Source organism: Pseudomonas fluorescens HK44 (assembly GCF_000217955.3).
Lineage (GTDB): Bacteria > Pseudomonadota > Gammaproteobacteria > Pseudomonadales > Pseudomonadaceae > Aquipseudomonas > Aquipseudomonas fluorescens_AQ.
Genome location: NZ_AFOY02000015.1, coordinates 1,211,388 through 1,235,849 on the forward strand (window position 1 = coordinate 1,211,388; position 24,462 = coordinate 1,235,849).

A 24,462-nucleotide genomic window follows, 5' to 3' on the forward strand; every position below is an offset into this window, starting at 1 on the left:
CTCTTTTTGAGAGGCAAGTCTGTGCCCTGCCTGCATTTGAGAGCCCTACTCTATCTGAGAGCCCTACTCCGTCGCCGCAGGTTCCACACATGCCCTTGACCATCAAAGCCCGCCGCACACCACGGACTCGCAACCTCTTCACGCTGTTGATCGGCTTGGTGCCGGTGGTGCTGGGCTTCGTCATTCTGCACATGCAGGCCGAACGGGTGCTGGAGCGCAGCACCCGCCAAACGGCCGAAGAAGCGGTGCGCCAGGTCGAATTGATGCTCGACAACACCGCACAGGCGGCAAAAGAACTGCTGCCTCTGGCCGGACAACCTTGCGTCGATGTAAAACTGGCCCTGCGTGAGCAAGTCACGCGTCGGCCCTTTGTCCGCTCAACCAATCTGGTGTGGGACAACAACCTGTATTGCAGCTCGCTGTTTGGTGACTATCAGGCGGAGGTTGATCCTGGCGAATACACCCAGGGCACGCTGTGGTTGATGGACGGTAACCCCGTCACACCCAATAGCTCATTGCTGGTGTATCGCCTGAGCAATGGCAGACAAGGCGCCCTGACCTCCCTTGACGGCTATCACCTGAGCAACGTCCTGCGGCTGATTGGCCGCAAGACCCTGCTGTTACTGCAAGTCGGGTCTCACTGGTTGTCGGCCGATGGCAAGGTGCATGAGGGTGCCCTGCCAGAATTACCGGTAGCCCGAAGCAATCTTGAATCTTCACGCTATGCCTTTGAAGTCGAGGCCGGCTTTCCCGTGGGTGAAGTCTGGCGCTACATGAAGACTGAATACCCGCCGCTGTTCAGTCTGCTGATTTTCTTTGGGGTCATCGCCGGGGCCATTGGTCATTGGCTGCAGAAACGCTCGTCATCACAGACTCACGAACTGCAGCGGGCACTGGAAGCCAATGAGTTCATTCCTTACTTCCAACCTGTGGTTCACGGTGACAGCAAAGAGTGGGCCGGCATCGAAGTCTTGATGCGCTGGCAACACCCAAAAGAAGGCCTGGTGCGTCCGGACCTCTTCATTCCATTCGCTGAGCATTCCGGCTTGATCGTGCCGATGACCCGCTCGTTGATGCGCCAGACTGCAACATTGCTCGCCCCGCACGCGCATGCGTTCCATGAGCGCTTTCATATCGGCATCAACATCACCGCCAGCCACTGCCGTGACCTTGCACTGGTAGAAGATTGCCGCGAGTTTCTCGCCGCCTTCCCGCCAGGCAAGATTGCGCTGGTTCTGGAGCTGACCGAGCGCGAGCTGATCGAACCCAACGCCATCACCCTTCAATTGTTTGAACAGTTACATGCGCTGGGGGTGATGATTGCGATCGATGACTTCGGCACCGGGCATTCAAGCCTGGGGTATTTGCGCCAGTTCAATGTGGACTTTCTGAAGATCGATCAAAGCCTTGTGGCGATGATCGGTGTCGATGCCTTGTCCCGCCATATACTCGACAGCATCATCGAACTCTCGGCCAAGCTGGACCTTGGTATCGTTGCCGAAGGTGTCGAAACCGTCGAGCAGAGTGATTATCTTGCCCGTCATGGGGTGAACTTTCTGCAAGGCTACCTATTTGGACGACCGATGCCGGGTACCGATTTCATTATTGCGTTGAACAGCCATTAATTAGCCACTTTGCGCGCTCCATGGGCATCATCAACGCAAAAATCTGCGTAGCAAACTGCATCAAACAGCCACGTGCGTTACATCATGAAAAAGACGTGATTTACTCTCGGCAAATTAACTACTACAATTTTTATTGCCTGCGCAAGATTGACAGGTGAGCCATTAACACCGAGTCGCTACAAGGCTCTTGGCTTATAGCTTTGTTTGCGGTTGGTATCAGCCAAACACACTATTGGAGTAAAGATATTGTCCAGACTCGCTGAATTTCGTGCCGCTGAAAAGGCCCTTCAAGAACAGCTCGCGCAGCTGGAATCGCTGAAGAACGACGCCGGGCTCAAGAAAGAAATCGAATTTGAAGAAAAGCTCCAGGGGCTGATGAAAACCTACGGCAAGAGCCTGCGCGACATCATCGCCATTCTCGACCCGAATCCAAAATCCAGCCTGCATCAGGCCGCCGCACCGAAAACCCGCCGTGCCCGTGTGGTCAAGGTTTATCAAAACCCGCACACTGGTGAACTGATTGAAACCAAGGGCGGCAATCACCGCGGCCTGAAAGCCTGGAAGGAACAATATGGTGCCAGCACCGTTGACTCCTGGCTGCGCGCTTAAGCTTTCCTGCGCCCCTCCAAAAGCCCTGCCTGCGCAGGGCTTTTTTATGCTCATCTATACTTAATGCAACGATGGTCGTCGATCCAGTTGGAAACGCCCGCCAAATACCGTAGGCACCCGGTACAACTTTCTGCTTAATCCCTTTGGGTATTAAACAATAACTCTCGGCACTGAAAGCGTGCAGACGTCGCGCATTACTTAAGTCTCAAGCTGTTTCTCGCATCGCGTATTTCATCCTGACTTGCGGCATAAGCTTGGGCTTGGCCTGCGTAGGAAAAAACATAGGCCTTATCGGCATCTAGCGCCGCGACTAATGTTTGCGACAACACATGTCGTCCATTTTGAGTGACCGTACAGGTGGTTTCCAGCGCTTGCAGCCTGCCCAATGTAGCGGGATGAATTTTGTTGCAAACACTTTGATAGCCGCCCTGAAAAAAATCCTTTTGCACGGACTTGCGCATTTCCAGCAGCACACCTTGCAAATTGACTTCATGCCCTGGCTCAACCTGACTCATGGTCAACTCCATGACCAGGACCGGATCACCGTTTACATCGTTTTTCACCGCCCGCTGCCTTGAAACCCTCGGGGGTGTTTGAACTGGCGCCTCCTCTTGTGGCAACACTTGCACTGCCCAGCCGCTGGGCCAGGTAATGTCGGGAAGCACAGTCTCGGCGCCGGCAACAGCCGAAAACAGGCAGGTCAAAACAAGCAGGTAGCGATACGGTCGAATCATTGTGCTCAACATGGGCGGGACGAGCGTTAAAGTCTGAGCCCCGCCACGCCACCAGGCAATAGCTGAAGGTTTTGCTTTGGTGCAATGCACCCCCTTGCGTATTATTGGCGCACTGCAAGCAAGCCCCAACAACTGCAAGCCAAGGGACAGCTCTTGTCTTGAGCGCCGTTTGCCCCACTTATTTTCCGGAGGGCCCATGAGCCTGCACGAACTGAATACCTTCCCCGGCGTTACCGCCCAACCTGACACCGCCACGCAACACTTTGTCTTCAACCACACCATGTTGCGGGTCAAGGACATCACCAAATCCCTGGATTTCTACACACGCATCCTCGGCTTTACGCTGGTGGAAAAGCGCGATTTCCCGGAAGCCGAGTTCAGCCTGTATTTCCTCGCGCTGGTCGACAAGAACCAGATCCCGGCCGACGCCGCTGCGCGTACCCAGTGGATGAAATCGATTCCCGGCATTCTTGAGCTGACTCACAACCACGGCACCGAGAACGATGCGGACTTTGCCTATCACAATGGCAACACCGACCCTCGCGGTTTCGGCCATATCTGCATTTCGGTGCCGGACATTCGTGCCGCATGCGAGCGCTTCGAAGCCCTGGGCTGCGATTTCCAGAAACGCCTGAACGATGGCCGCATGAAGAGCCTGGCGTTCATCAAGGACCCGGACGCGTACTGGGTTGAAATCATTCAGCCGGCCCCGCTGTAAAAAGATCGCCGACACTGACGTTTACGCAGGCGCAGACGTTCGGATCAGGTGATCAAAGGCGCTCAGCGATGCCTTGGCACCCTCGCCTACCGCAATCACGATCTGCTTGTAGGGCACGGTCGTGACGTCACCGGCAGCGAACACACCTGGTATCGAGGTCTCGCCACGGTTATCGACGATGATCTCGCCGCGCGGCGACAGCTCGACGGTGCCCTTGAGCCAATCGGTGTTCGGCAACAAGCCGATCTGCACGAAGATCCCTTCCAGCTCGACGCTCAGCTCTTCGCCTGACTGACGATCCTTGTAACGCAAACCGTTGACCTTCTGGCCATCGCCGGTCACTTCAGTGGTTTGCGCGCTGGTAATCACGGTCACGTTCGGCAGGCTGTACAACTTGCGCTGCAACACCGCATCGGCACGCAACTGCACGTCGAACTCCAGCAGCGTGACATGAGCAACGATACCGGCCAGGTCGATAGCCGCTTCGACACCCGAATTACCACCACCAATCACCGCGACGCGCTTGCCTTTGAACAGCGGGCCGTCGCAGTGCGGGCAGTACGCCACGCCTTTGTTGCGATATTGCTGCTCGCCCGGGACGTTCATTTCACGCCAGCGAGCACCGGTCGCAAGGATTACGGTCCGGGTTTTCAGTGAAGCACCGCTGGCGAATTTGATCTGGTGCAGCTCGCCATTCTTGCCCGGCAGCAGCTTGTCGGCGCGTTGCAGGTTCATGATGTCGACGTCGTATTGCTTGACGTGCTCTTCCAGCGCAACGGCGAGCTTCGGCCCTTGCGTCTCCTGTACCGAGATGAAGTTTTCGATGGCCATGGTGTCCAGCACCTGACCACCAAAACGCTCGGCTACAACGCCGGTACGAATGCCTTTACGGGCGGCGTAGATTGCTGCCGAAGCACCGGCTGGCCCACCACCGACGACCAGTACGTCAAAGGCGTCTTTGGCGCTGATCTTCTCGGCCTGACGCTCGATGGCGCTGGTGTCGATCTTGGCAATAATTTCTTCCAGGCCCATGCGGCCCTGACCGAAATTCACGCCGTTCAGGTAAATGCTGGGCACGGCCATGATCTGCCGTTCGGTGACTTCGTCCTGGAACAGCGCGCCGTCGATGGCGACGTGACGGATATTCGGGTTCAGCACCGCCATCAGGTTCAGCGCCTGGACCACGTCCGGGCAGTTCTGGCACGACAGCGAGAAGTAGGTTTCGAAGTTGAACTCGCCTTTGAGCGAGCGGATCTGTTCGATCACGTCACTGCTGGCCTTCGAAGGGTGACCGCCGACTTGCAGCAAGGCCAGCACCAGCGAAGTGAATTCGTGGCCCATGGGGATACCGGCGAAACGCAGGTTGATATCGCTTCCCGGGCGGTTCAACGAGAACGATGGCTTGCGCGCATCGATACCGTTGTCGAGCAAGGTAATTTGCTGGGAAAGACTGGCAACGTCTTTCAGTAACGCGAGCATTTCCCGGGATTTCGCACCGTCGTCGAGGGAGGCGACGATCTCGATCGGCTGGGTGACCCGTTCCAGGTATGACTTCAACTGAGCTTTAAGATTGGCGTCCAACATACGGGCGATTTCCATTTTGTACACGGTAGAAAAAACAACGCCCGGGCAGATTCGCCCAGGCGTTTTTTGGGGCGATGCGGTTTACGTGCTTAAGAGCTCATCGCCCTCAATCGACTCACAGACTCAGATCTTGCCGACCAGGTCCAGGGACGGAGCCAGGGTGGCCTCGCCTTCTTTCCACTTGGCTGGGCAGACTTCACCCGGGTGAGCGGCAACGTACTGGGCAGCCTTGATTTTGCGCAGCAGCTCGGAAGCGTCACGGCCAACGCCGCCATCGTTCAGTTCGACGATTTTGATCTGACCTTCAGGGTTGATCACGAAGGTGCCACGGTCTGCCAGACCGACTTCTTCAATCAGCACGTCGAAGTTGCGGGAGATCACGTGGGTCGGATCGCCAATCATGGTGTACTTGATTTTTTCGATCGCAGGCGAAGTGTTGTGCCATGCGGCGTGGGCAAAGTGGGTGTCGGTCGACACGCTGTAGATTTCTACGCCGAGCTTCTGGAATGCGTCGTAGTTGTCAGCCAGGTCTTCCAGCTCGGTTGGGCAAACGAAGGTGAAGTCAGCCGGGTAGAAGAACACGACGGACCATTTGCCTTTCAGATCGGCGTCCGACACGTCGACGAATGCGCCGTTTTTGAATGCGGTAGCTTTGAACGGTTTTACGTGGCTGTTGATGATAGGCATCGTTGACTCTCCGTCAGGGGTTGAGAAGTTGATGGAGTGAATCCTACCCACTCGACCGACGGATGACTCATTGGCAAAGCTGATGCTGCTAATTGGTTTTCGCTATTAGCCAGCACTATTAATAGAAGAAAACCATATCTATCCACCAACAGCGTTTTCAGCGATCGGGCCATCCCGAGAAACGGGCTGGCTTCAACATAGTGCATGGCAGACTTCACATCCCGCCCACTGCGATGAGCCCAAGTCGCACTGTGGGAGCGAGCCTGCTCGCGATAGGGTTTCACACTCAACCTTGAAGTTGAATCTGCTGGCCTCATCGCGAGCAGACGGAACGCCGCCCGGCTGCTCCCACATTTGGTCTCGGGTGCTCAAAATTCCGTATACCCCATACGAATGTGTAGCCAGACGCAGCTTCAGAGGCACGGAAGGACGATTAGCCCGCTACCGGTGTGCGCATGGTGACGAACTCTTCGGCAGCGGTGGGATGCACGCCGATGGTTTCGTCGAAATCGCGTTTGGTGGCGCCAGCCTTCAGGGCAATCGCCAGGCCCTGAACGATCTCACCCGCCTCCGGGCCGACCATGTGGCAACCCAAAACCTTGTCGGTCTTGGCGTCCACCACCAGCTTCATCAACGTGCGCTCCTGGCACTCGGTCATGGTCAGTTTCATCGGCCGGAAACGGCTTTCGAAAATCTGCACCTCATAACCCTCGTCCCTCGCCTGCTCTTCACTCAGGCCAACGGTGCCGATGTTCGGCAAGCTGAATACGGCCGTGGGAATCATCTTGTAGTCGACCAGACGATACTGCTCGGGCTTGAACAGCCGGCGCGCCACTGCCATGCCTTCAGCCAGGGCTACCGGTGTGAGTTGCACGCGACCGATCACATCGCCAATCGCCAGAATGGATGGTTCAGCGGTTTGATACTGCTCGTCGACTTCGACAAAGCCTTTCTGGTCGAGCGTGACCCTGGTGTTCTCCAACCCCAGGTTGTCGACCATTGGACGACGCCCCGTCGCGTAGAACACGCAGTCCGCCTGCAACTCGCGACCATCCTTGAGGGTCACGTTCAAACTGCCGTCGGCCTGCTTCTCGATGCGCTCGATGTCGGCATTGAACTGCAGGTTCATCCCGCGCTTGGTCAGTTCTTCCTGCAAATGCTTGCGCACCGAACCGTCGAAGCCACGCAGGAACAGCTCACCGCGATACAGCAAGGTGGTTTCGGCGCCCAGCCCATGGAAAATCCCGGCGAACTCTACGGCGATATAGCCGCCACCGACCACCAGAACGCGCTTGGGCAGCTCTTTGAGGAAAAACGCCTGGTTGGAGCTGATGGCGTGCTCATGCCCCGGAATCTCGGGGATCTGCGGCCAGCCGCCGGTGGCAATCAGAATATGCTTGGCGGTATGCCGCTCGCCGTTGATCTCGACCTCATGCGAGCCAACAATTTTGGCGTGACCTTCATGCAAGGTTACACCGCTGCCCACCAACAGATTGCGGTAGATACCGTTCAACCGATTGATCTCGCGATCCTTGTTGGCGATCAGCGTTGCCCAATCGAAATTCGCCTCGCCCAGCGACCAGCCAAAGCCCTGCGACTGCTCGAAGTCTTCGGCAAAATGTGCCCCGTAAACCAACAACTTCTTCGGCACGCAGCCAACGTTAACGCAGGTCCCGCCCAGATAGCGGCTCTCGGCCACTGCCACTTTCGCACCGAAACCTGCAGCGAAGCGTGCTGCTCGTACACCGCCGGAACCGGCGCCAATCACATAAAGGTCAAAATCGTAGGCCATTTTCAATCTCCTCGGCAGGCCACAAGCATACCCGCTGCAGCTTTCTCGGTCAGCGCTGCGAATGACATGGGGCCGAAAAACAAAAAAGCCACCCGAACAGACTGTGTGAAAACCTAGCAATCTGCGCAGGGCTCAAAGAAAATGCTCCGTATCGAAAGATACGGAGCATTTTTCGTTATGGCTTACATCCAAGGCGAGTCCCGCAGCCAGACCAGTCTGTTCCCGGTCTCGCTGGAAGAACTGATCCCTGAGGATCACCTCGTTCGGGTTATTGACCTGTACGTGGCCAAACTGGATCTGGTGCAACTGGGCTTTGATAAGGCGCAGCCCAAAAGCACAGGGCGCCCCTCTTATGATCCTGCCGATCAGCTCAAACTCTACCTCTACGGCTATTTTCAGCGGATTCGCTCATCGCGGCGTCTCGAAGCCGAGTGCCTGCGCAACATCGAAGTCATGTGGTTGATCAACCGGCTCAAGCCCGACTTCAAGACCATTGCCGACTTTCGCAAAAACAACAACCCGGCCTTTGTGGCGACGTGCCGGGCCTTCGTCCGGTTTTGCCGCACCGCCGGGCTGATCGCAGGCGACTTGGTGGCCATCGATGGCAGCAAGTTTCAGGCGGTCGCTTCCTCGCGGCGCCATATGAACCTCAAGCAACTCAAGCGTCAGGAAGAAAAGCTGGATAAGCGCATCGCTCAGTATCTGGCCGAACTGGATGAGGCCGACAGGGCCGAAAGCACCGAGGTGATTGATCGCGGCGCGATCAAAACAGCGCTGGCACAGCTTGAAGTTCGCCAGCAGGACAATCAGAGCTGCCAAGCGCTGATCAACGCGATGGGCCTGGAGCAGTTCAACACCCACGAAAGCGATGCCCGCATGATGCGCACGCCCAAGGGGCCGCGTGTGTCCTATAACGTGCAGAGCGCCGTGGATGCCGAGCATTGCCTGATTTTGCATCATGAGGTCACCCAGGATGGCGACGACCGCAAGCAACTCGAACCCATGGCTAAAGCCGCCAAAGAACAGCTGGAACAAGATGCCCTGACCGTGATTGCCGATGCCGGCACTCCAACGGCCAGCAGTTTCAGGCCTGCGAGGAGGCCGCGATTACCGTTTATGTGCCGCCCAACCGTTCGCTCAACCCAGGCGGCGAGGAACTCTTTGGGCGCAAAGATTTACCTACGAAGCCGAACGCGATCGTTATCAGTGCCCGGCGGGCAAGTGGTTAACCCTCAAACAGCGCAACAAGGGCGATCGGATCTATCAGGCAGATGTCAGCGACTGCGCTGCCTGCCCGCTCAAATCCCAATGCACTGGCGCCCAGCGCCGCTATGTCTCACGCCATGCCCATGAGGAAGCCTTTGAGCGAATGGAGCAACGAATGCTGGCCCATCCACAGATGATGGTCAGTCGAAGATCCATCGTTGAGCACCCCTTCGGCAACCTGAAGCAATGGGTGTTTGGCAATGCTCGCTTCCTGCTGCGTCAACTGGAGGGGGCGAGAGCGGAAATGGCCTTGGCCGTGAACGCCTACAACCTAAAACGCGCAATTAGCGTGCTCGGAGCCCGCCAGTTGGGCGCTAATGGGCTAAAGGCCTTTTTTCGTCTGTCGTTCGCACAAAAACAAACGCCCCGAACAAGTCGGGGCGTTTGTTGGGCTGGCCTTCAGTGTGTTTTCACACAGTCTGCGAAGGTGGCTTTTCAGTACAAAACAGTGAAGCGCTTTTAGTAAGCCTTGCCCGTCTTGTAGAAGTGTTCGAAGCAGAAGTTGGTCGCTTCGATGTAGCCTTCAGCGCCACCGCAGTCGAAACGTGTGCCTTTGAACTTGTAGGCAATCACGCAACCGTCTTGCGCCTGCTTCATCAGGGCGTCGGTGATCTGGATCTCGCCGCCTTTGCCTGGCTCGGTTTCTTCGATCAGCTTGAAGATGTCCGGGGTCAGGATGTAACGACCGATGATTGCCAGGTTGGATGGAGCATCTTCCGGCTTTGGCTTCTCGACCATGTTACGGACGCGGTACAGGTCGTCACCGATCAAGTCGCCAGCGATCACGCCGTATTTGTGGGTTTCCTGCGGGTCGACTTCCTGGATCGCGACGATGGTGCAACGGTACTGTTTGTACAGTTTGACCATCTGGGTCAGTACGCCGTCGCCGTCCAGGTTGACGCACAAGTCGTCCGCCAGCACGACCGCGAACGGTTCGTCACCGATCAATGGACGGCCGGTCAGAATTGCGTGACCCAGGCCTTTCATTTCGGTTTGACGGGTGTAGGAGAACGAGCACTCGTCGAGCAGCTTGCGGATACCGACCAGATACTTCTCTTTGTCGGTACCTTTGATCTGGTTTTCCAGCTCGTAGCTGATGTCGAAGTGGTCTTCCAGGGCGCGTTTGCCACGGCCGGTCACGATGGAGATTTCTGTCAAACCAGCGTCCAGCGCTTCTTCAACGCCGTACTGGATCAGTGGCTTGTTCACCACCGGCAGCATTTCTTTAGGCATGGCTTTAGTCGCTGGCAGGAAGCGAGTACCGTAACCGGCTGCTGGGAACAAGCATTTCTTGATCATAAAAGTCCTTAAAAGGGCTGTGTGTACGAGTTTCGGCGCAGTCTAATCAGGCGGCGAGCACCTTACAATGCCCCGCACTGGCTAACCGATGCCATCATAGAGAAATATTCCGGCGGATAGTTCCGCAGCGACGCACATTAGTCTCAAGGCCAAGGCGTACGGAACGACGCAAAGGCTTCACTTTAGACCAGTGAGCGCGCCCAGGCACGTTTCCAGTTATCATTGCGCGATTGAACCAGCCAACGAGGCAGATAGATGTCGGCAGCAAAAAGCGTAAACGGTTACCTGATCAATCAAGCCAAAGATGGCCAGTGGTGGGTCGACAGCGCCAGTGGCGAAAACATCGCCGGGCCTTTCCCCACGCAAGCATTGGCGATTGAAGTGGCCTCGGTGCTGCAAGACACCCCGCCTGCACCCAAGCGGCGCGGCGCCAAGCCTGAGTAACACCGCTGCTCGAAAGAGCCTTGCCTACGCGCAGGGCTTTTTTGCGTTTGTCTGTACCGAAATGGTTGTTCGCTATAGCATCTCGCTTCAGGGCGACTCGCGCCTTTACATACTGTTCACTCGATGACGACCCTCACATGAAAAAATATCTGGCTCTGATCGCGGTGTTGGCCTTGAGCGGTTGCGCTACCGCATCCAAAACCTATCTGCATAACGGCGAGCAAGGCCTGTCGATCGACTGCTCGGGTGAAGCCAATTCCTGGGCCAAATGCTATGAAATGGCTGACGCTTCCTGCGCTGGAACCGGCTATCGGATCATCGGTACCGATGGCACGCCAGCCACCAAGGAAAGCGACAAGACCCTGGGCGTCGACGTTGGCAACTACAAGAGCCGCAGTGTCGTTGTGGTGTGCAAGTAACTGGCAAGACGCTATGGTCGTTACATGTGAATTTCGGCGAATTTGATCCCGAGGCCACGTACTGTCTCGATCAATTCGTCCAGCCGAGCGAATGATTCGACCTCGTCGTTTTCATCCACCAGGAAATAGCTGCGCCCTGCACTTTTCTTGAAGAACACAATCCATTCCCCGGAGTTTGCCGGGTTTTGAATCACATGCGTCGCAGAGATATGCCCCTCTGCATGCCGCTCTCTTACTTGCTCTCGCTTCATTGACCACTCCATAAATGACAATGCCGCCCAAGCCCGAGGCTGGACGGCATTCCCGCTGATTAACCACAGTTTATCGGACGATACGGTCAATCAGCCAATTTCAAATTCAGCGAGCGAGGGGGTAATCGCCAAAAAACTATGAGCCAGAAATGCAGTTGTTGGCCGCATCCTGCACATCTCCAGGCCGAAACGGCACATTGGACATACTCTCGTGGAGCTTGATGCTGCTACCGCCGGATCGCTCTTCGATGTCAAACACCGCAGCCGGGTCCGCTGACAACTTCCCGGGAACAATCACCCGCACGCCATTCTTGTGTGACTCCATCTGCAACGCCCCGCGGGTCTTGGCCAGCTTACCGGCCACGCAGTTGGCGTACTCCTGGGGCTTTTTCCCCGAGATCACATTCATGGTCGGCAACGTCTGACTAATGTCCGAGACTGTCGCACAACCACTCATCGCCAACACCAGTACCAAAACGCCCCGCTTCATACGAATCCTCCCTTAAAGACCCTCCGACAGCACAAATACTGTTTTTCTCCGGAGACCGCTGCTTTATCACGCATAAAAACCCGAATAGCTGTTTTTAATTGTCAAAGCGCCTCGCGGTAGCCCGATAATAAACCGTTCGGGCTGATAAACTGCGCCATCGCCCATGCTATCGTTTTGATTTTGTAGAAAAAGCCCTTCTGGAGGCGCCCCTTGAAATTTATCCACCAGCGCGAGCACCTCAATGAAGATGACATCGTCGTCATTCAATGCTCCCAAATGTGCAACATCCGCCTGATGAACGACGCCAATTTTCGCAGCTTCAAGAATGGCGGCCGCCACACCTACCACGGCGGCGCGTTCGACACCTTCCCTGCGAAAATCACCGCGCCAAGCACCGGTTTCTGGAACATTACCATCGACACGGTCAACCGCCGGCCGATCAGCGTGACCCGCAAGCCGACCCTGACCCACTCGATCAAAATCATCCGCCGGTCCAGTTCGAAACTCAGCTGATACCTTGACCCGCACAGTGACATACAGGTACGACCGTGGCCCAAACGACTAAATACGTCATCAAATACAAGCTCAACGAAGAACGCCGCTTCGAGTTCGCCCAGCTTGAAACCGGCACCGAAGAAGAAGCCAGAGCGGCACTTGAAGCGATTCACGGCGACTTGTCCGGGATCAGCGATATAAAGGTCAGCAAAGCGCTGTAACCCCTGGCACAACCACTCCGGAGTTCGACCGCAAGCACCGGAGTGTCGCCCACCGTCGCACTCCCTAGACTGGCACACCTCAACCTTGAGTTCAGGAGCCGGACATGTCCATTTCTTTGCCGCACAACACCTCAGTAGCGCGTTATATCGACGGTGTCCGTGCAATGGGCGAACAGCCTCTGATCTCGCGTATCAATGCACTGGATTGGCCTTCCCTGGAGCAAGACCTCGACCGGGACGGTTGCGCGACAATCAAAGAACTGCTCAGCCCCGAGCAATGTGCAGACCTTAGCGCGCTCTACGCTCAGCCTGCGCTTTTCCGTTCGCAAGTGATAATGGCCCGACATGGTTTCGGGCGCGGCGAGTACAAATATTTCAGATACCCGCTGCCGGATATCGTTGCTTGCCTGCGCGGCACGCTCTACTCAAGGCTTGTCCCGCTGGCCAATCGCTGGAATGAACGGATGGGCTTGCCCGGCCGCTTTCCCTCGGAGCACGCAGCCTTCCTGCAACGTTGTCATGACGCGGGACAGGAGCGCCCTACGCCGCTGTTGCTGCAATATGGTCCGCAGGACTACAACTGTTTACATCAGGATCTGTACGGCGAGCCTGTGTTCCCACTGCAAGTGGCGATTCTGCTGTCCGCTCCCGGCGAAGACTTTACCGGTGGCGAATTCGTGCTCACCGAGCAGCGCCCACGGATGCAGTCACGGCCCATGGTGATGCGCCTTGCAAAAGGCGATGCGCCGATCTTTGCCGTGCATCAGCGCCCGGTCAAAGGTGTTCGCGGCGATTACCGGGTGAACCTGCGCCACGGTGTCAGTCGCCTGCACAGCGGCAAACGGCATACCCTAGGAGTGATCTTTCACGATGCGCAGTAAAGCGATGCCCTCCACCACCTTCGAGCTGTTTGCCGATGAAGACCGGCAACCGGCCAGGACCGAGCAACTCGGCGAACAGTCTTGCGTTCTCCGAGGTTTCGCCCTGCCCTGGGTGGAGCAATTGCTGCCGGCGCTGGAGAAGATTTTACTGGCCGCACCATTTCGGCAGATGGTCACCCCCGGCGGTTTCACCATGTCTGTCGGCTTGAGCAGCTGTGGCACGCTGGGCTGGACCACCGATCGCAGTGGCTATCGCTACACCCGCATCGATCCTTTCAGCGGCCAGCCTTGGCCGGCAATGCCCAAGGTCTTTCGGGAAATGGCACAGGCCGCCGCACGAGCAGCCGGTTTCCATCACTTTGAACCCGATGCCTGCCTGATCAACCGATACCTGCCGGGCGCCAAAATGTCGTTGCATCAGGACAAGGATGAACGGTCCTACGATCCGCCGATTGTTTCGGTGTCCCTCGGTCTGCCGGCGATGTTCCTGTTCGGCGGCTTCAAGCGCAGCGACACGAGCCTGCGAGTGCCGCTGTTTCACGGTGACATCGTGGTCTGGGGCGGCGTGGATCGCTTGCGTTATCACGGCGTGCTGCCGCTCAAGGAGGGCCATCACCCGCAACTGGGCGGACAGCGGATCAACTTCACGTTCCGTACGGCGGGATGAAACCCGGAATTTGACCGCAAGCACCGGAGTGTCCTCAGCGCCCACACTCTCTAGGCTGAACTGAACCTTTTACCGGTAACGCCCCATGAACACTGCCAAACCCACCACAGAGCAAGATCCCCGTTGGTCCGCAGTGCTGGCTCGCGACCCGGGCGCTGACGGCCAGTTTGTCTACGCGGTGAAAACCACCGGGATCTATTGCCGCCCCAGCAGCCTGGCGCGATTGCCGAAACCGGAAAACGTCGAGTTCTTCGACACCGAACAACAGGCTCAAGCTGCCGGTTATCGCCCGAGCAAACGCGCAGCACCGGACCAGACCCATCTCGCCGCGCAACACGCCACACTGGTCGCCGCAGCCTGCCGGCAGATCGAGGCTGCCGAAACATCGCCCAGCTTGAACGAACTGGCAGAAACCGCACGCATGAGCGCCTTCCACTTTCACCGGGTGTTCAAGGCCGTCACCGGCCTGACGCCCAAGGGCTACGCCATTGCACAACGTTCACGCAGGGTTCGTGAACGCCTGGAAGTCGCCGGTTCGGTGACTGACGCGCTGTATGACGCAGGTTTCAATTCCAACAGCCGTTTCTACGAGTCCTCCGACCACCTGCTCGGCATGAAGCCCAGCGACTACCGTGCTGCGGGCCAGAATACCGACATCCGCTTTGCCGTTGGCCAATGCTCGTTGGGGGCGATTGTGGTGGCGCAAAGTCAACGCGGGGTGTGCGCGATCCTCTTGGGGGACGATCCCCACGCGCTGGTCTGCGACCTGCAAGACCGGTTCCGCCAGGCCAACCTGATTGGCGCCGACCATGAGTTCGAGCAGTTGATTGCCAGGGTGGTGGGCTTCATCGAAGCCCCGGCGCTTGGCCTGGACCTGCCACTGGACGTGCGCGGCACAGCGTTTCAGGAGCGGGTGTGGATGGCGTTGCGAGATATTCCGGCGGGCAGCACCGCCAGCTACGCCGACATTGCCCAACGTATCGGCGCGCCGAAAGCCTGCCGTGCCGTAGCCCAGGCTTGCGGTGCCAACAACCTCGCGGTGGCCATTCCCTGCCATCGGGTAGTGCGCAGCGATGGCGGTCTCTCGGGCTACCGCTGGGGGGTGGAGCGCAAGCGTCAACTGCTTGCGCGTGAAACCCGATCGCAGGAAATGCCGATATGCACGGCCACTGACTCTGGGCCGGTATAGGCCTCAAAGTCGGTGGCAAATCGGCGCTTTACCTGCGGATTGGCCTCGAAGTACGCCCAGACCCTGCCCCACGCCTCGATCACACTGCCGGGCATCGCCCCCTTCGCCTCGAATACCAGGTACTGGCCGCCCTGCACCTCAATGGTTTCATAACCGGGAGCGGCTTCATTGACCGCCACCCCGGCCATCACATCGAAAGATCCCGAGGCATCGGACTCATAGTGGGAATACACCCCGTAGGCCGCTGAGTCCGGTTGCTTATTGGCAATCTTGTCAAACAGCCCTTCGACAAAAAATCGCTGCCACATCGGGCCTATCCTGGCGGTAGTTGCCTGCTGCTCGGCGCTGTTGAACGTACGTACACGCAATCCCGATACACGGAATGGCGAAATCTCAAGTTGCTTCAAATCCATCGAACAGTTCCTCCGTCGTTAACGACTCACATCCACCACAAGCAGCCACAATGCCATTGGCCCAAGCGCTGACACAAGCGCGGCCAAGGTGGGCTGCCGAGCGAGTCAATCACTGCACTGAAAAGCCGTGAGCGAATTTACAACCGCGGACGATGCCCTTGGCATCTGCGCATAAAGGCCACTGGCCTTCAGGGGGTGACTACTGCTACAAAAGCCGCTCTTGTCATGAAGAGGACATCCAATGAGCCAGTGGCCTGACACCCGTATTCTTGATCTGCTCGGCATCGAATTGCCGATCATCCAGGCTCCCATGGCCGGAGCCACCGGATCGGCCATGGTCATCGCAGCCAGTAATGCCGGCGCACTGGGCTCAATGCCCGCCGCGATGCTCAGTGTCGAACAGTTACGCGAAGAGCTGAAGGTCATCCGGCAACACAGCCAGCGCCCGTTCAACGTGAACTTCTTCTGCCATCAACCACCCGTGGCCGACGAACAACGCGCTCAGCAATGGAAAGATCTGCTGGAGCCGTATTACCGCGAATTGGGCGCTGACTTCGATGCACCGACCCCGGTTTCCAATCGTGCGCCGTTCGATGCCGCCGCCTGCGCGGTGGTCGAAGAGTTCCGTCCGCAGGTAGTGAGTTTTCACTTCGGCCTACCGGAAAAGTCCCTGCTCGATCGGGTCAAAGCCACCGGCGCGAAGGTTCTGTCTTCGGCGACTACCGTCGATGAGGCGATCTGGCTGGAACAGCATGGCTGCGACGCGATTATCGCCATGGGTTACGAGGCCGGAGGCCATCGCGGGATGTTTCTCAGCGATGACCTGAACAGTCAGGTCGGCACCTTTGCGCTGGTGCCGCAAATCGTCGATGCCGTCAGCGTACCGGTGATCGCCGCAGGCGGGATCGGCGATGCGCGCGGGATTGTCGCCGCCTTCGCCTTGGGTGCCTCGGCAGTGCAAATGGGCACCGCCTACCTGTTTACTCCGCAAGCCAAGGTCAGCGCCTCCCATCACCGGGCCTTGCGCAGCGCCAAGGAAAGCGAGACGGCGCTGACCAATATTTTCACCGGGCGTGCAGCGCGAGGCATTCTCAATCGGGTCATGCGCGAACTCGGCCCGATCAGCCCGCAAGCCCCGGCCTTCCCGCTGGCCGGCGGCGCGCTGATGCCACTGCGTGCCAAGGATGAAGCGGATTTCAGCAATCTCTGGGCCGGACAAGCGCTGCGGCTTGGGATTGAATTACCGACCGCTGAGTTGACCCGGCGCCTGGCTGACGAGGCACTGGCCTTGATGGCGCGTCGCTAAACACCATTTGCTCGTTCCCATGCTCTGCGTGGTAACGCCTCAACGGACGCTCTGCGTCTGCTTCGGCAGGTGACGCGGAGCGTCACTGGCTGCATTCCCACGCAGGAGCGTAAAACCCCGTAGCAGTTGCCGAGCCCGCGAGGCAGCTCATTGAGAGGTATTTGATACGTTCCGTTTGTTGGCAATTCGCTATATATTCATCTATATAGCGTTTCACCCTCTCGCACCGGTGCAGTCCACCCCCAATAAAAATTGCCCACTGCACCTGCCTACCCCGGAGCCGCTTCATGACTATCCGTGTCTCACGTTTTGCCCCTACTTGCCTGGCATCCTTGCTCGCCGTGTTCGCACTTGGCTCAGCCCAGGCCGATGAAGTCCAGGTTGCGGTCGCAGCCAATTTCACTGCGCCAATCCAGGCCATCGCCGCCGACTTCGAAAAAGACACCGGGCACAAACTGGTCGCCGCTTATGGCGCCACGGGTCAGTTCTACACCCAGATCAAAAACGGTGCGCCGTTCGACGTGCTCCTGTCGGCTGACGACAGCACCCCGCAAAAACTCGAGAGCGAAGGCGACACGGTCAAAGGTTCGCGTTTCACCTACGCCATCGGCACCCTGGCGCTGTGGTCGGCCAAGGACGGTTACGTTGACGCCAAAGGCAAAGTACTCAGCGATAACAAATATCAGCACCTGTCCATCGCCAACCCGAAAGCCGCCCCTTACGGCCTCGCGGCCACCCAGGTATTGGCTAAACTGGGGCTGACCGACAAGGTCAAGGGCAAGATCGTCGAAGGCCAGAACATCACCCAGGCCTACCAGTTCGTCTCCACCGGCAATGCGCAAATAGGCTTCGTCGCCTTGTCGCAGATCTATAAAGACGGCAAAGTCACCAGCGGTTCGGCCTGGATCGTTCCAGCCGACATGCACGACCCGATCAAACAAGACGCAGTGATCCTCAACAAAGGCAAAGACAACCCGGCCGCCAAGGCACTGGTTGCTTACCTCAAAGGGCCTAAAGCCGCTGCCGTCATCAAGTCCTACGGTTATCAACTCTAAATGACGCTATCGAGTGCCGACTATTCCGCCATCTGGCTGACCCTCAAGCTGGCATCCCTGACGACGGCCATCCTGCTGGTCATAGGCACTCCGATTGCGCTGTGGCTGTCGCGCACCCGCTCCTGGTTGCGCGGGCCCGTCGGCGCCATCGTCGCCCTGCCCCTGGTGCTGCCGCCGACGGTGATCGGCTTCTATTTGCTGCTGACCCTCGGCCCTAACGGGGTCATCGGCCAGTTCACCCAAGCACTGGGGCTGGGCACGCTGACGTTCAGCTTTGCAGGGCTGGTGATCGGTTCGGTCATCTACTCAATGCCTTTTGTCGTCCAGCCACTGCAGAACGCCTTCTCGGCGATTGGTCCGCGTCCACTGGAAGTGGCCGCGACCTTGCGCGCCAACCCTTGGGACACTTTTTTCAACGTGATCTTGCCGTTGGCCAGGCCAGGTTTTATCACCGCCGCCATTCTCGGCTTCGCCCACACCGTGGGCGAGTTCGGCGTGGTGCTGATGATCGGTGGCAATATCCCGGACAAAACCCGCGTGGTGTCAGTGCAGATCTACGATCATGTCGAAGCCATGGAGTACGCTCAGGCCCACTGGCTGGCCGGGGCGATGCTGGTGTTCTCATTCCTGGTGTTGCTGGCGCTGTACTCCAGCCGCACAACCAAAACCGGCTGGAGCTGATCGATGGCCGCAACGATTCACGCTCGGCTGAAACTGAGCTACCCGGATTTTTCCCTGGACGTCGACCTGCACCTGCCCGGTCGCGGTGTGACGGCACTGTACGGTCATTCCGGCTCGGGCAAAACCACCTGCCTGCGCTGCATCGCCGGCCTGGAAAAGGCCGAGCAAGGCTTTATCCAGATCAATGACGAAATCTGGCAGGACAGCAGCAAAAAACTCTTTGTCGCCCCGCACAAACGGGCGCTGGGCTACGTGTTTCAGGAGGCCAGCCTGTTTGCTCATCTGTCGGTGCTGGCCAACCTGGAGTTTGGCCTGCGGCGCATTCCGCGCCAGCAACGCCGGGTCGACATGGTCCACGCTACCGAACTGCTGGGAATCGGTCACTTGCTCGACCGTCATCCACAACACCTCTCGGGCGGCGAACGCCAACGGGTCGGCATCGCCCGGGCGCTGCTCACCAGCCCGAAACTGCTGTTGATGGACGAGCCACTGGCAGCGCTGGATTCACAGCGCAAAAGCGAAATCCTGCCATACCTCGAACGGCTGCACGACGAACTGGAAATCCCGGTGCTGTACGTCAGTCACTCGCAGGATGAGGTTGCGCGACTGGCCGACCACATTGTCCTGCTCAGCTACGGCAAAGCCCTGGCCAGCGGGGCTGTCGGCGAAACGCTGGCGCGGCTCGACCTGCCGTTGGCCTTGGGCGACGACGCCGGCGTGGTCATAGAGGGCCAGGTGACGGACTACGACGCCCATTACCAACTGCTGACCCTACAGCTGCCCCGCAGCCAATTGAACGTACGGGTCGCGCATTCACCTTTGACCGTGGGCAAGTTGTTGCGCGTCAAAGTCCAGGCTCGCGATGTCAGCCTGAGTCTTCAGGACGGTGAACTCAGCAGCATCCTCAATCGCCTGCCGGTGACGGTGACCAGCGAAATTTCCGCAGACAACGCCGCCCACGTGCTGGTGCGCCTGGACGCTGCCGGAACACCGTTGCTGGCGCGCATCACCCGCTATTCCCGCGATCACTTGCAACTGCACCCCGGCCAGCAACTGTGGGCGCAAATCAAGGCGGTGGCGGTCCTCGCGTAAGGCGATAAAAAGCACAGGCTGCTTTTGCACCTTTTCAACTTGCTTCTATAGTTGATGTGTACACGTTTGGAGCGTTGGTGACGCCATGGAAGACATATTCGTTGTAAAACGTTGCAACAAGACCGTCGTTCAGGGTCGCCGTGCGGGTGAAGTGTCTCATCAGCAGCCGATTGCGGCGGTCTGGTACCGGATCGCCGATACGCGTACCGGCGGCGGTTTTATCGGCGACGGTTATGAGCATATGGAAGATGCCATGCGTGAGTGCCGACGACTCAATGCCGCCAGCTCGCGGAGCCCGCGTAAAGTCTGAAACGCAGGGCGCACGCGGCTGCGCTGCCATTGGCTTTGCGGGTCTATACTGATTTCAGCTGAAGGATCGGCGACCCCATCGGCAAACGCTCGCGCCCGGCGAGCGTTTTGTTGCTCGATCAAAAGCTTCTCTGATACGGAGGTGTTTCTCATGTCCGAAAAAGAGTCCATCACTACATTGCTGACCCTGCTCAACTCGCGTCAAGCGCGCTTGGCGGCTGCCTGCAAGGAAATCGCCGACTGGGTCGACATCCATGGCGGCCACCCCACCGCGATGAAAATTCGCGACCGTCTGCAAGACATCGAGAAAGATGCCCCGCTGATTCAGAACGCGCTGACGTCACTCAAACCTGTCGACCGGCCACTGCCTCGATTCCGCTGAGCAAGTCCCGGCTCATACGCTGAAGTCGGGACTCGCCGAGGATCGGCAGCACACCGATACGTTATTCTTCAGAGCTGATCCCGAGCTATACCGCTGCGAATACGCAGAATATCGGCAAGCACCGCCAAGGCGATTTCCGCGGGTGTCTTGCTGCCCAGATTAAGTCCGATCGGTGCGTGAATTCGTGCCAGTTCAGCCTCTCCCAAACCACCGATACGCCGTAAACGCTCAAAGCGCCTTTGCGAGGTTTGCATCGACCCCATCACACCAATGTAAAACGCCTCGGTGCGCACCGCTTCCATCATGGCCAGGTCGTCGATGCGCGGATCGTGTGTCAGCGCCACCACGGCGGTATCGCTGTGACAGCCACCCTCGGCGATGAATATCGACGGCAACTCGCGGCGAATCTCCACGCTCTCAAGGACCACCCCTTCGAGGACCTCATCGCGCGGGTCGCACAGAATCACTTCGAAACCCAGCCCCACCGCAAACTCGGCACACGCCTGGGCCACGCTGGAATAACCGGCGAGCAACAAGCGTTGGGCCGCACCGACGCGCAAACGCACCCGGTCGATTTCCCGTTCGATACGCGGCCCATGTTCACGGTCAACCAGCACACTGCGTGCGCCGCTGGCCAGATTCACTTCACGAATCAAACGACGCTGCCCCAGCAACGCGGATTCCAGTTCGCGCAGATGAGCCTGGACCTCGCACTCAGGTTCAAGCTTTTCCACCAGCACGTCGAGTAACCCGCCGCAGGGCAGTTTTATCGTGGAGCGCGGATCATCGCCTTCGCCATAACGCACCACCGAAACAGCGTCGAGAAACGCCCCTTCGGCCATGCGCGCCAGAAAATCGTCCTCGACGCAGCCGCCCGACAACGAACCAATCCATTGCCCGCTGTCGTTGACCGCCAACATCGAGCCCGGCGCACGAGGCGCCGAGCCGTAGGTGCCGAGCACGCTGCAGAGCCATACACGCTGACCAGCGCTGGACCAGGCCAACGCTCGCCGAACCACTTGCAGATCAAGATGCTGCATATCAGTGTGCCTTATGCTCAACGGGAGCATCTGCCTTCACGCGCTGGGCGCTTTCGATCATTTTGTCCAACGGCGCTTGGCTCGACACTCGCGCATGCGATGGCGGGTCGCCGAGCAGGAAAGTCGCCATGGACGCCAGGTCCGGGTCATTGAGGTTCCGGGTGCTGTTACGGAACACCGGGAACATCTCGTTGAATATCGTACCCTGAGCATTCATGCCGTGCCCGAGTAATGTTCGCTTCACAGAGTGGCAGTGCCTGACAGGTATTTGACCATCCGATGGACATTTGGCCGGCTCGGTTTGAATGTGTGAAAGCACTTTCGGGCAGCGCTGCGGCCCTCGCCAATCACAACCCCCCCTCGCGTGTCGGCGTCCAGCTCGACGCTGGCGTAACGATGACCTTTGAACAACGCTAACTCGTCCATGATCAGGCATCGTGGTTGCGCCTTCGGCAGCAGGCTTGAATGACGGCATCGGCCAAGCGGAGCGTCATGCGAACATAGCGATCCAGCCAACTGACGGCCTCCCTGCGTTTGCCACAGATCGTGTCGGCGTTCTTGTTTCCGTGTTTCCCGGGATTGCGTGAAGAACAAAAAAAAGCCCGCATGCGGGCGGGCTTGAAGGGGATATCTCAAAGGAGTCAGGTCAATCTAGGCCGGTCAGGGTGAAGACTTCGTGAAAGGGTTGTCATGGTTACGGAAAGATCACAGCCCCCCAAGGACGCCAGCACCTTGTCAACGGCCCTCACACTCCCCCGCCGTGTCTTTTTCGCCTCGCCCCTTTACTCCATTTTTTACTCACCGATTTGCGAATGGGCTCAAGAAGAAAGAACAATACATAGGCCGAAAGAACGAGCGCGAGATCGATCCATGACTCAGCAATGGATCCTATGAAGTACTCAATGCAGTATTTAATGACAAACAGCAACGAAATGCCGCCAAGTGCCATTAACGTGACGACTGCAAGACTTGATAACCTTTCCTTCAACTGGGTATATCTCCCTACTCTATTGCGGCAACTTTATGTGAGATGCCTGGAAATCTCCATCGTTCCGAATAACCTGCAATGATGCCGCAAAGCCAACCTGACAGCCCTGAGCGAGCTGCAATGGCGAACCATGCTTATTCAAGGTGTATTCGATGAGCCTTCACTTCACTCGCGTAGATGGCCAGCCGTTCTTCGGCGGTCTCCAACACCTGACACGTCTTGAGCAGTGCCTCGGCATCGATCTCGTTACCGGCCTGTCTCAGTCGCTCGGCAATGGCTTTGAGTTCCACCGCCGACCATCGCAAATCAGATGCAAGGTTCTGGAAATCGCTGCGCAGTTCGTGTTCGGGTTTGTTGAGTAACATGGCAATTCCCTCCGCGTCACGGCATCACTCGATGCGACGCTCTGAAAATCATTTCCACTGCAAAAGACTTGATAACTCTCTTGTGCACGTGATGCAACTCCCAGAGTGAGTACCTCGCTTGCGCGGCGAATCAAGCCTGCCGCCAGATCGTTCGCCAGACGCCCAATCGTCGGCCTGCGACCTGACTTGATCGTTGGATCAGCCTGCGAACGCTCTGCGCCCGGCTTTCAATTCAGTACGCAGTTCACCGATAAAGTTGGCGGTCTCCCGGACGCTGGTCAGCGTCGCCGTCGACACGCCAGTGATCAGTAGTTTAACGCGCCCGGATTCGGGATCGATAATCGTGACCCTCAACGATCCGTCGGGATTCACCGTGCAGGTGCACGAGAGGGGATAGAAACCGGACTCCACAATCTGGCAAAGCTGAAGAAGAGGAAACATGGCATTCCGTCCGTGGGTGGATTGTGTACGGGAGTGTTGCCTGGTCATTACAGGTTAGCTGCCCCCCCGCAAAAGCGAACGGATTAAGCTCAAAGTACTAGGTATTTCTCACTTTGTAATTGCGCGTTGCCTGAAACGGGCTTCGGCAAGCCATCTAGACTCCAACGAAGAAGTGCTGAAGGTTCCTGGAAGTATTAGCCCTTTATAGCGAGCCACTCCCCCCAAACCCTGAGTACACAAACCATGTGTGAATCCTGTGATTCAACCCCCACGCCGGACACGGATGGCCGTCGTCGTTTTCTCCGGCTTGCAGGACTAGGGGCCGGCGCCCTGCTGCTTGCCGGTGCGCTGCCTGACAGCATCGCCCGGGCCGCAGAGAAAAAGGCCCCTCCTCCAAAACCACAAAACTCGATCAACCCGGATGCGGCCCTTCAACGACTGATCGCGGGCAATAAGCGGTACATCAACGGCACCTCCAAGACACATGATTTCAAGTCCGAGCGTGAAGCCCTGGTCTCTGGTCAGAACCCGTTCGTGGCAGTTTTGAGTTGTGCTGATTCGCGCATCGCCCCCGAGTACGCGTTTGACACGGCCCGCGGCGATCTTTTCGCGGTGCGTGTCGCGGGCAACTTCGTCACAGAGGAAGGCTTGGCAAGCCTGGAATATTCGGTCCTGGTGCTCGGCGCACCACTGATTCTGGTGCTGGGGCATGAAGACTGCGGCGCACTCAATGCAGGCATCAAGGCAACAAAGGACAATGCAGTTTTCCCCGGTCAAATCCAGAAACTGACTGACGCACTCAGGCCCTCTATCGAGAAGGTACTCAAGAATCCGGGAAATCTTCTCGAGAACGCGACCGTGCAAAACGTCAAAGACACGGTAAACAACCTCAAGAAAACCTCGCCCGTACTGACTGAAGCGCTGAGCAAAGGCACGTTGAAAATCGTCGGGGGCATCTATCGCCTGGCCAGCGGTAAAGTAGATCTGATTGCCTGATTCGCACGATGCATCTCACCCGA

The 24,462-nt window shown here is 57.7% G+C and carries 29 protein-coding genes and 3 pseudogenes; 18 read left to right on the top strand and 14 right to left on the bottom strand.

The features are described from left to right. Window positions 1–89 precede the first annotated feature (89 nt). The gene (locus HK44_RS18250) at window positions 90–1,625 is read left to right on the top strand and encodes an EAL domain-containing protein (RefSeq protein WP_019690042.1); all 1,536 of its coding nucleotides are present in this window, start codon (window positions 90–92) and stop codon (window positions 1,623–1,625) included. Window positions 1,626–1,871: 246 nt separating this feature from the next. After that, on the top strand, window positions 1,872–2,234 hold the full coding sequence (locus tag HK44_RS18255) for a histone-like nucleoid-structuring protein, MvaT/MvaU family (protein ID WP_019690040.1): 363 nt from the start codon (window positions 1,872–1,874) through the stop codon (window positions 2,232–2,234). A gap of 194 nt (window positions 2,235–2,428) precedes the next feature. Here HK44_RS18255 and HK44_RS18260 read toward each other — a convergent pair whose 3' ends face one another. After that, on the bottom strand, window positions 2,429–2,968 hold the full coding sequence (locus tag HK44_RS18260; RefSeq protein WP_019690039.1) for a DUF4946 domain-containing protein: 540 nt from the start codon (window positions 2,966–2,968) through the stop codon (window positions 2,429–2,431). 196 nt (window positions 2,969–3,164) lie between these two features. Between HK44_RS18260 and gloA the strand changes: the two genes are divergently transcribed. Further along, window positions 3,165–3,686 carry a lactoylglutathione lyase gene (gene gloA / locus HK44_RS18265; RefSeq protein WP_019690038.1) on the top strand — a complete coding sequence of 174 codons (522 nt, stop codon included), beginning with the start codon at window positions 3,165–3,167 and terminating at the stop codon, window positions 3,684–3,686. Window positions 3,687–3,707: 21 nt separating this feature from the next. Here gloA and ahpF read toward each other — a convergent pair whose 3' ends face one another. The 3 genes from ahpF to gorA form a co-directional block, all read right to left on the bottom strand. Beyond that, window positions 3,708–5,270 carry an alkyl hydroperoxide reductase subunit F gene (ahpF, locus tag HK44_RS18270; RefSeq protein ID WP_019690037.1) on the bottom strand — a complete coding sequence of 521 codons (1,563 nt, stop codon included), beginning with the start codon at window positions 5,268–5,270 and terminating at the stop codon, window positions 3,708–3,710. A gap of 123 nt (window positions 5,271–5,393) precedes the next feature. Beyond that, entirely contained in the window at window positions 5,394–5,957 is a 564-nt protein-coding gene (gene ahpC / locus HK44_RS18275; protein WP_019690036.1) for an alkyl hydroperoxide reductase subunit C, read from the bottom strand. Window positions 5,958–6,390: 433 nt separating this feature from the next. After that, window positions 6,391–7,749 (bottom strand): glutathione-disulfide reductase, encoded by a 1,359-nt coding sequence (gene gorA / locus HK44_RS18280; protein WP_019690035.1) that lies wholly within the window; start codon window positions 7,747–7,749, stop codon window positions 6,391–6,393. Window positions 7,750–7,926: 177 nt separating this feature from the next. On the opposite strand from gorA, the pseudogene HK44_RS18285 reads away from it, so the two are divergent. Next, window positions 7,927–9,331, top strand: a pseudogene (locus HK44_RS18285) (IS1182 family transposase); the annotation flags it as partial. Window positions 9,332–9,474: 143 nt separating this feature from the next. Here the strand turns inward: HK44_RS18285 and galU are convergent. Then, window positions 9,475–10,314, bottom strand: a complete 840-nt coding sequence (galU, locus tag HK44_RS18290) for a UTP--glucose-1-phosphate uridylyltransferase GalU (RefSeq protein WP_019690034.1) — start codon at window positions 10,312–10,314, stop codon at window positions 9,475–9,477. A gap of 255 nt (window positions 10,315–10,569) precedes the next feature. On the opposite strand from galU, the gene HK44_RS18295 reads away from it, so the two are divergent. Continuing rightward, the gene (locus HK44_RS18295) at window positions 10,570–10,758 is read left to right on the top strand and encodes a hypothetical protein (protein ID WP_019690033.1); all 189 of its coding nucleotides are present in this window, start codon (window positions 10,570–10,572) and stop codon (window positions 10,756–10,758) included. A gap of 137 nt (window positions 10,759–10,895) precedes the next feature. Continuing rightward, window positions 10,896–11,177, top strand: a complete 282-nt coding sequence (locus tag HK44_RS18300) for a hypothetical protein (RefSeq protein ID WP_019690032.1) — start codon at window positions 10,896–10,898, stop codon at window positions 11,175–11,177. A gap of 20 nt (window positions 11,178–11,197) precedes the next feature. Here the strand turns inward: HK44_RS18300 and HK44_RS18305 are convergent, their stop codons facing one another. From HK44_RS18305 to HK44_RS18315, 3 genes are all read right to left on the bottom strand, one after another. Beyond that, complete coding sequence (locus HK44_RS18305; protein ID WP_019690031.1) at window positions 11,198–11,428, bottom strand: hypothetical protein; 231 nt, start codon at window positions 11,426–11,428, stop codon at window positions 11,198–11,200. Window positions 11,429–11,564: 136 nt separating this feature from the next. Further along, window positions 11,565–11,918 carry a hypothetical protein gene (locus HK44_RS18310; RefSeq protein WP_019690030.1) on the bottom strand — a complete coding sequence of 118 codons (354 nt, stop codon included), beginning with the start codon at window positions 11,916–11,918 and terminating at the stop codon, window positions 11,565–11,567. A gap of 66 nt (window positions 11,919–11,984) precedes the next feature. Beyond that, complete coding sequence (locus HK44_RS18315) at window positions 11,985–12,143, bottom strand: hypothetical protein (RefSeq protein ID WP_187682498.1); 159 nt, start codon at window positions 12,141–12,143, stop codon at window positions 11,985–11,987. Here HK44_RS18315 and HK44_RS18320 point away from each other — a divergent pair. From HK44_RS18320 to ada, 5 genes are all read left to right on the top strand, one after another. Further along, the gene (locus tag HK44_RS18320) at window positions 12,129–12,431 is read left to right on the top strand and encodes a DUF1883 domain-containing protein (RefSeq protein ID WP_019690029.1); all 303 of its coding nucleotides are present in this window, start codon (window positions 12,129–12,131) and stop codon (window positions 12,429–12,431) included. The two genes, HK44_RS18315 and HK44_RS18320, sit on opposite strands and share 15 nt — an antisense overlap. Window positions 12,432–12,466: 35 nt before the next feature. Continuing rightward, window positions 12,467–12,634, top strand: coding sequence for a hypothetical protein (locus HK44_RS18325; RefSeq protein ID WP_019690028.1), 168 nt, complete (start codon window positions 12,467–12,469; stop codon window positions 12,632–12,634). Window positions 12,635–12,798: 164 nt separating this feature from the next. Continuing rightward, complete coding sequence (locus tag HK44_RS18330; protein ID WP_024265051.1) at window positions 12,799–13,515, top strand: 2OG-Fe(II) oxygenase; 717 nt, start codon at window positions 12,799–12,801, stop codon at window positions 13,513–13,515. Next, window positions 13,505–14,182: a DNA oxidative demethylase AlkB gene (gene alkB, locus HK44_RS18335; RefSeq protein WP_019690026.1), complete on the top strand. Its 678-nt coding sequence runs from the start codon at window positions 13,505–13,507 to the stop codon at window positions 14,180–14,182. The genes HK44_RS18330 and alkB overlap by 11 nt, the downstream gene beginning before the upstream one ends. Window positions 14,183–14,267: 85 nt before the next feature. Further along, window positions 14,268–15,371: a bifunctional DNA-binding transcriptional regulator/O6-methylguanine-DNA methyltransferase Ada gene (gene ada / locus HK44_RS18340; RefSeq protein WP_019690025.1), complete on the top strand. Its 1,104-nt coding sequence runs from the start codon at window positions 14,268–14,270 to the stop codon at window positions 15,369–15,371. Here the strand turns inward: ada and HK44_RS18345 are convergent. Continuing rightward, entirely contained in the window at window positions 15,299–15,784 is a 486-nt protein-coding gene (locus HK44_RS18345; protein ID WP_019690024.1) for a GyrI-like domain-containing protein, read from the bottom strand. The two genes, ada and HK44_RS18345, sit on opposite strands and share 73 nt — an antisense overlap. A gap of 241 nt (window positions 15,785–16,025) precedes the next feature. Between HK44_RS18345 and HK44_RS18350 the strand changes: the two genes are divergently transcribed. The 6 genes from HK44_RS18350 (at window position 16,026) to HK44_RS18375 (ending at window position 20,609) form a co-directional block, all read left to right on the top strand. Then, a complete protein-coding gene (locus tag HK44_RS18350; RefSeq protein WP_019690023.1) occupies window positions 16,026–17,090 on the top strand; it encodes an NAD(P)H-dependent flavin oxidoreductase in 1,065 nt (354 codons plus the stop codon). 287 nt (window positions 17,091–17,377) lie between these two features. After that, entirely contained in the window at window positions 17,378–18,145 is a 768-nt protein-coding gene (gene modA, locus HK44_RS18355; RefSeq protein ID WP_019690022.1) for a molybdate ABC transporter substrate-binding protein, read from the top strand. After that, window positions 18,146–18,826 carry a molybdate ABC transporter permease subunit gene (modB, locus tag HK44_RS18360; RefSeq protein ID WP_019690021.1) on the top strand — a complete coding sequence of 227 codons (681 nt, stop codon included), beginning with the start codon at window positions 18,146–18,148 and terminating at the stop codon, window positions 18,824–18,826. Window positions 18,827–18,829: 3 nt separating this feature from the next. Continuing rightward, window positions 18,830–19,918: a molybdenum ABC transporter ATP-binding protein gene (gene modC, locus HK44_RS18365; RefSeq protein ID WP_019690020.1), complete on the top strand. Its 1,089-nt coding sequence runs from the start codon at window positions 18,830–18,832 to the stop codon at window positions 19,916–19,918. Window positions 19,919–20,003: 85 nt separating this feature from the next. Further along, window positions 20,004–20,228, top strand: coding sequence for a hypothetical protein (locus tag HK44_RS18370; RefSeq protein ID WP_019690019.1), 225 nt, complete (start codon window positions 20,004–20,006; stop codon window positions 20,226–20,228). A gap of 150 nt (window positions 20,229–20,378) precedes the next feature. Next, window positions 20,379–20,609 (top strand): hypothetical protein, encoded by a 231-nt coding sequence (locus HK44_RS18375; RefSeq protein WP_019690018.1) that lies wholly within the window; start codon window positions 20,379–20,381, stop codon window positions 20,607–20,609. A gap of 68 nt (window positions 20,610–20,677) precedes the next feature. Here the strand turns inward: HK44_RS18375 and HK44_RS18380 are convergent, their stop codons facing one another. The 5 genes and pseudogenes from HK44_RS18380 to HK44_RS18395 all read right to left on the bottom strand — a co-directional run bounded on the left by HK44_RS18380 (window position 20,678) and on the right by HK44_RS18395 (window position 23,443). Next, window positions 20,678–21,649: an XdhC family protein gene (locus HK44_RS18380; protein WP_019690017.1), complete on the bottom strand. Its 972-nt coding sequence runs from the start codon at window positions 21,647–21,649 to the stop codon at window positions 20,678–20,680. A 40-nt stretch (window positions 21,650–21,689) separates the two neighbouring features. Beyond that, window positions 21,690–21,884, bottom strand: a pseudogene (locus HK44_RS18385) (cytochrome c); the annotation flags it as partial. An 89-nt stretch (window positions 21,885–21,973) separates the two neighbouring features. After that, window positions 21,974–22,191 (bottom strand): annotated as a pseudogene (locus HK44_RS30610) (ISL3 family transposase); the annotation flags it as partial. Window positions 22,192–22,771: 580 nt separating this feature from the next. After that, window positions 22,772–23,002 carry a hypothetical protein gene (locus HK44_RS18390; protein WP_019690013.1) on the bottom strand — a complete coding sequence of 77 codons (231 nt, stop codon included), beginning with the start codon at window positions 23,000–23,002 and terminating at the stop codon, window positions 22,772–22,774. 198 nt (window positions 23,003–23,200) lie between these two features. Continuing rightward, window positions 23,201–23,443, bottom strand: a complete 243-nt coding sequence (locus tag HK44_RS18395) for a DUF1652 domain-containing protein (RefSeq protein ID WP_019690012.1) — start codon at window positions 23,441–23,443, stop codon at window positions 23,201–23,203. A gap of 243 nt (window positions 23,444–23,686) precedes the next feature. On the opposite strand from HK44_RS18395, the gene HK44_RS18400 reads away from it, so the two are divergent. Beyond that, window positions 23,687–24,439 (top strand): carbonic anhydrase, encoded by a 753-nt coding sequence (locus tag HK44_RS18400; protein ID WP_019690011.1) that lies wholly within the window; start codon window positions 23,687–23,689, stop codon window positions 24,437–24,439. Window positions 24,440–24,462 lie beyond the last annotated feature (23 nt).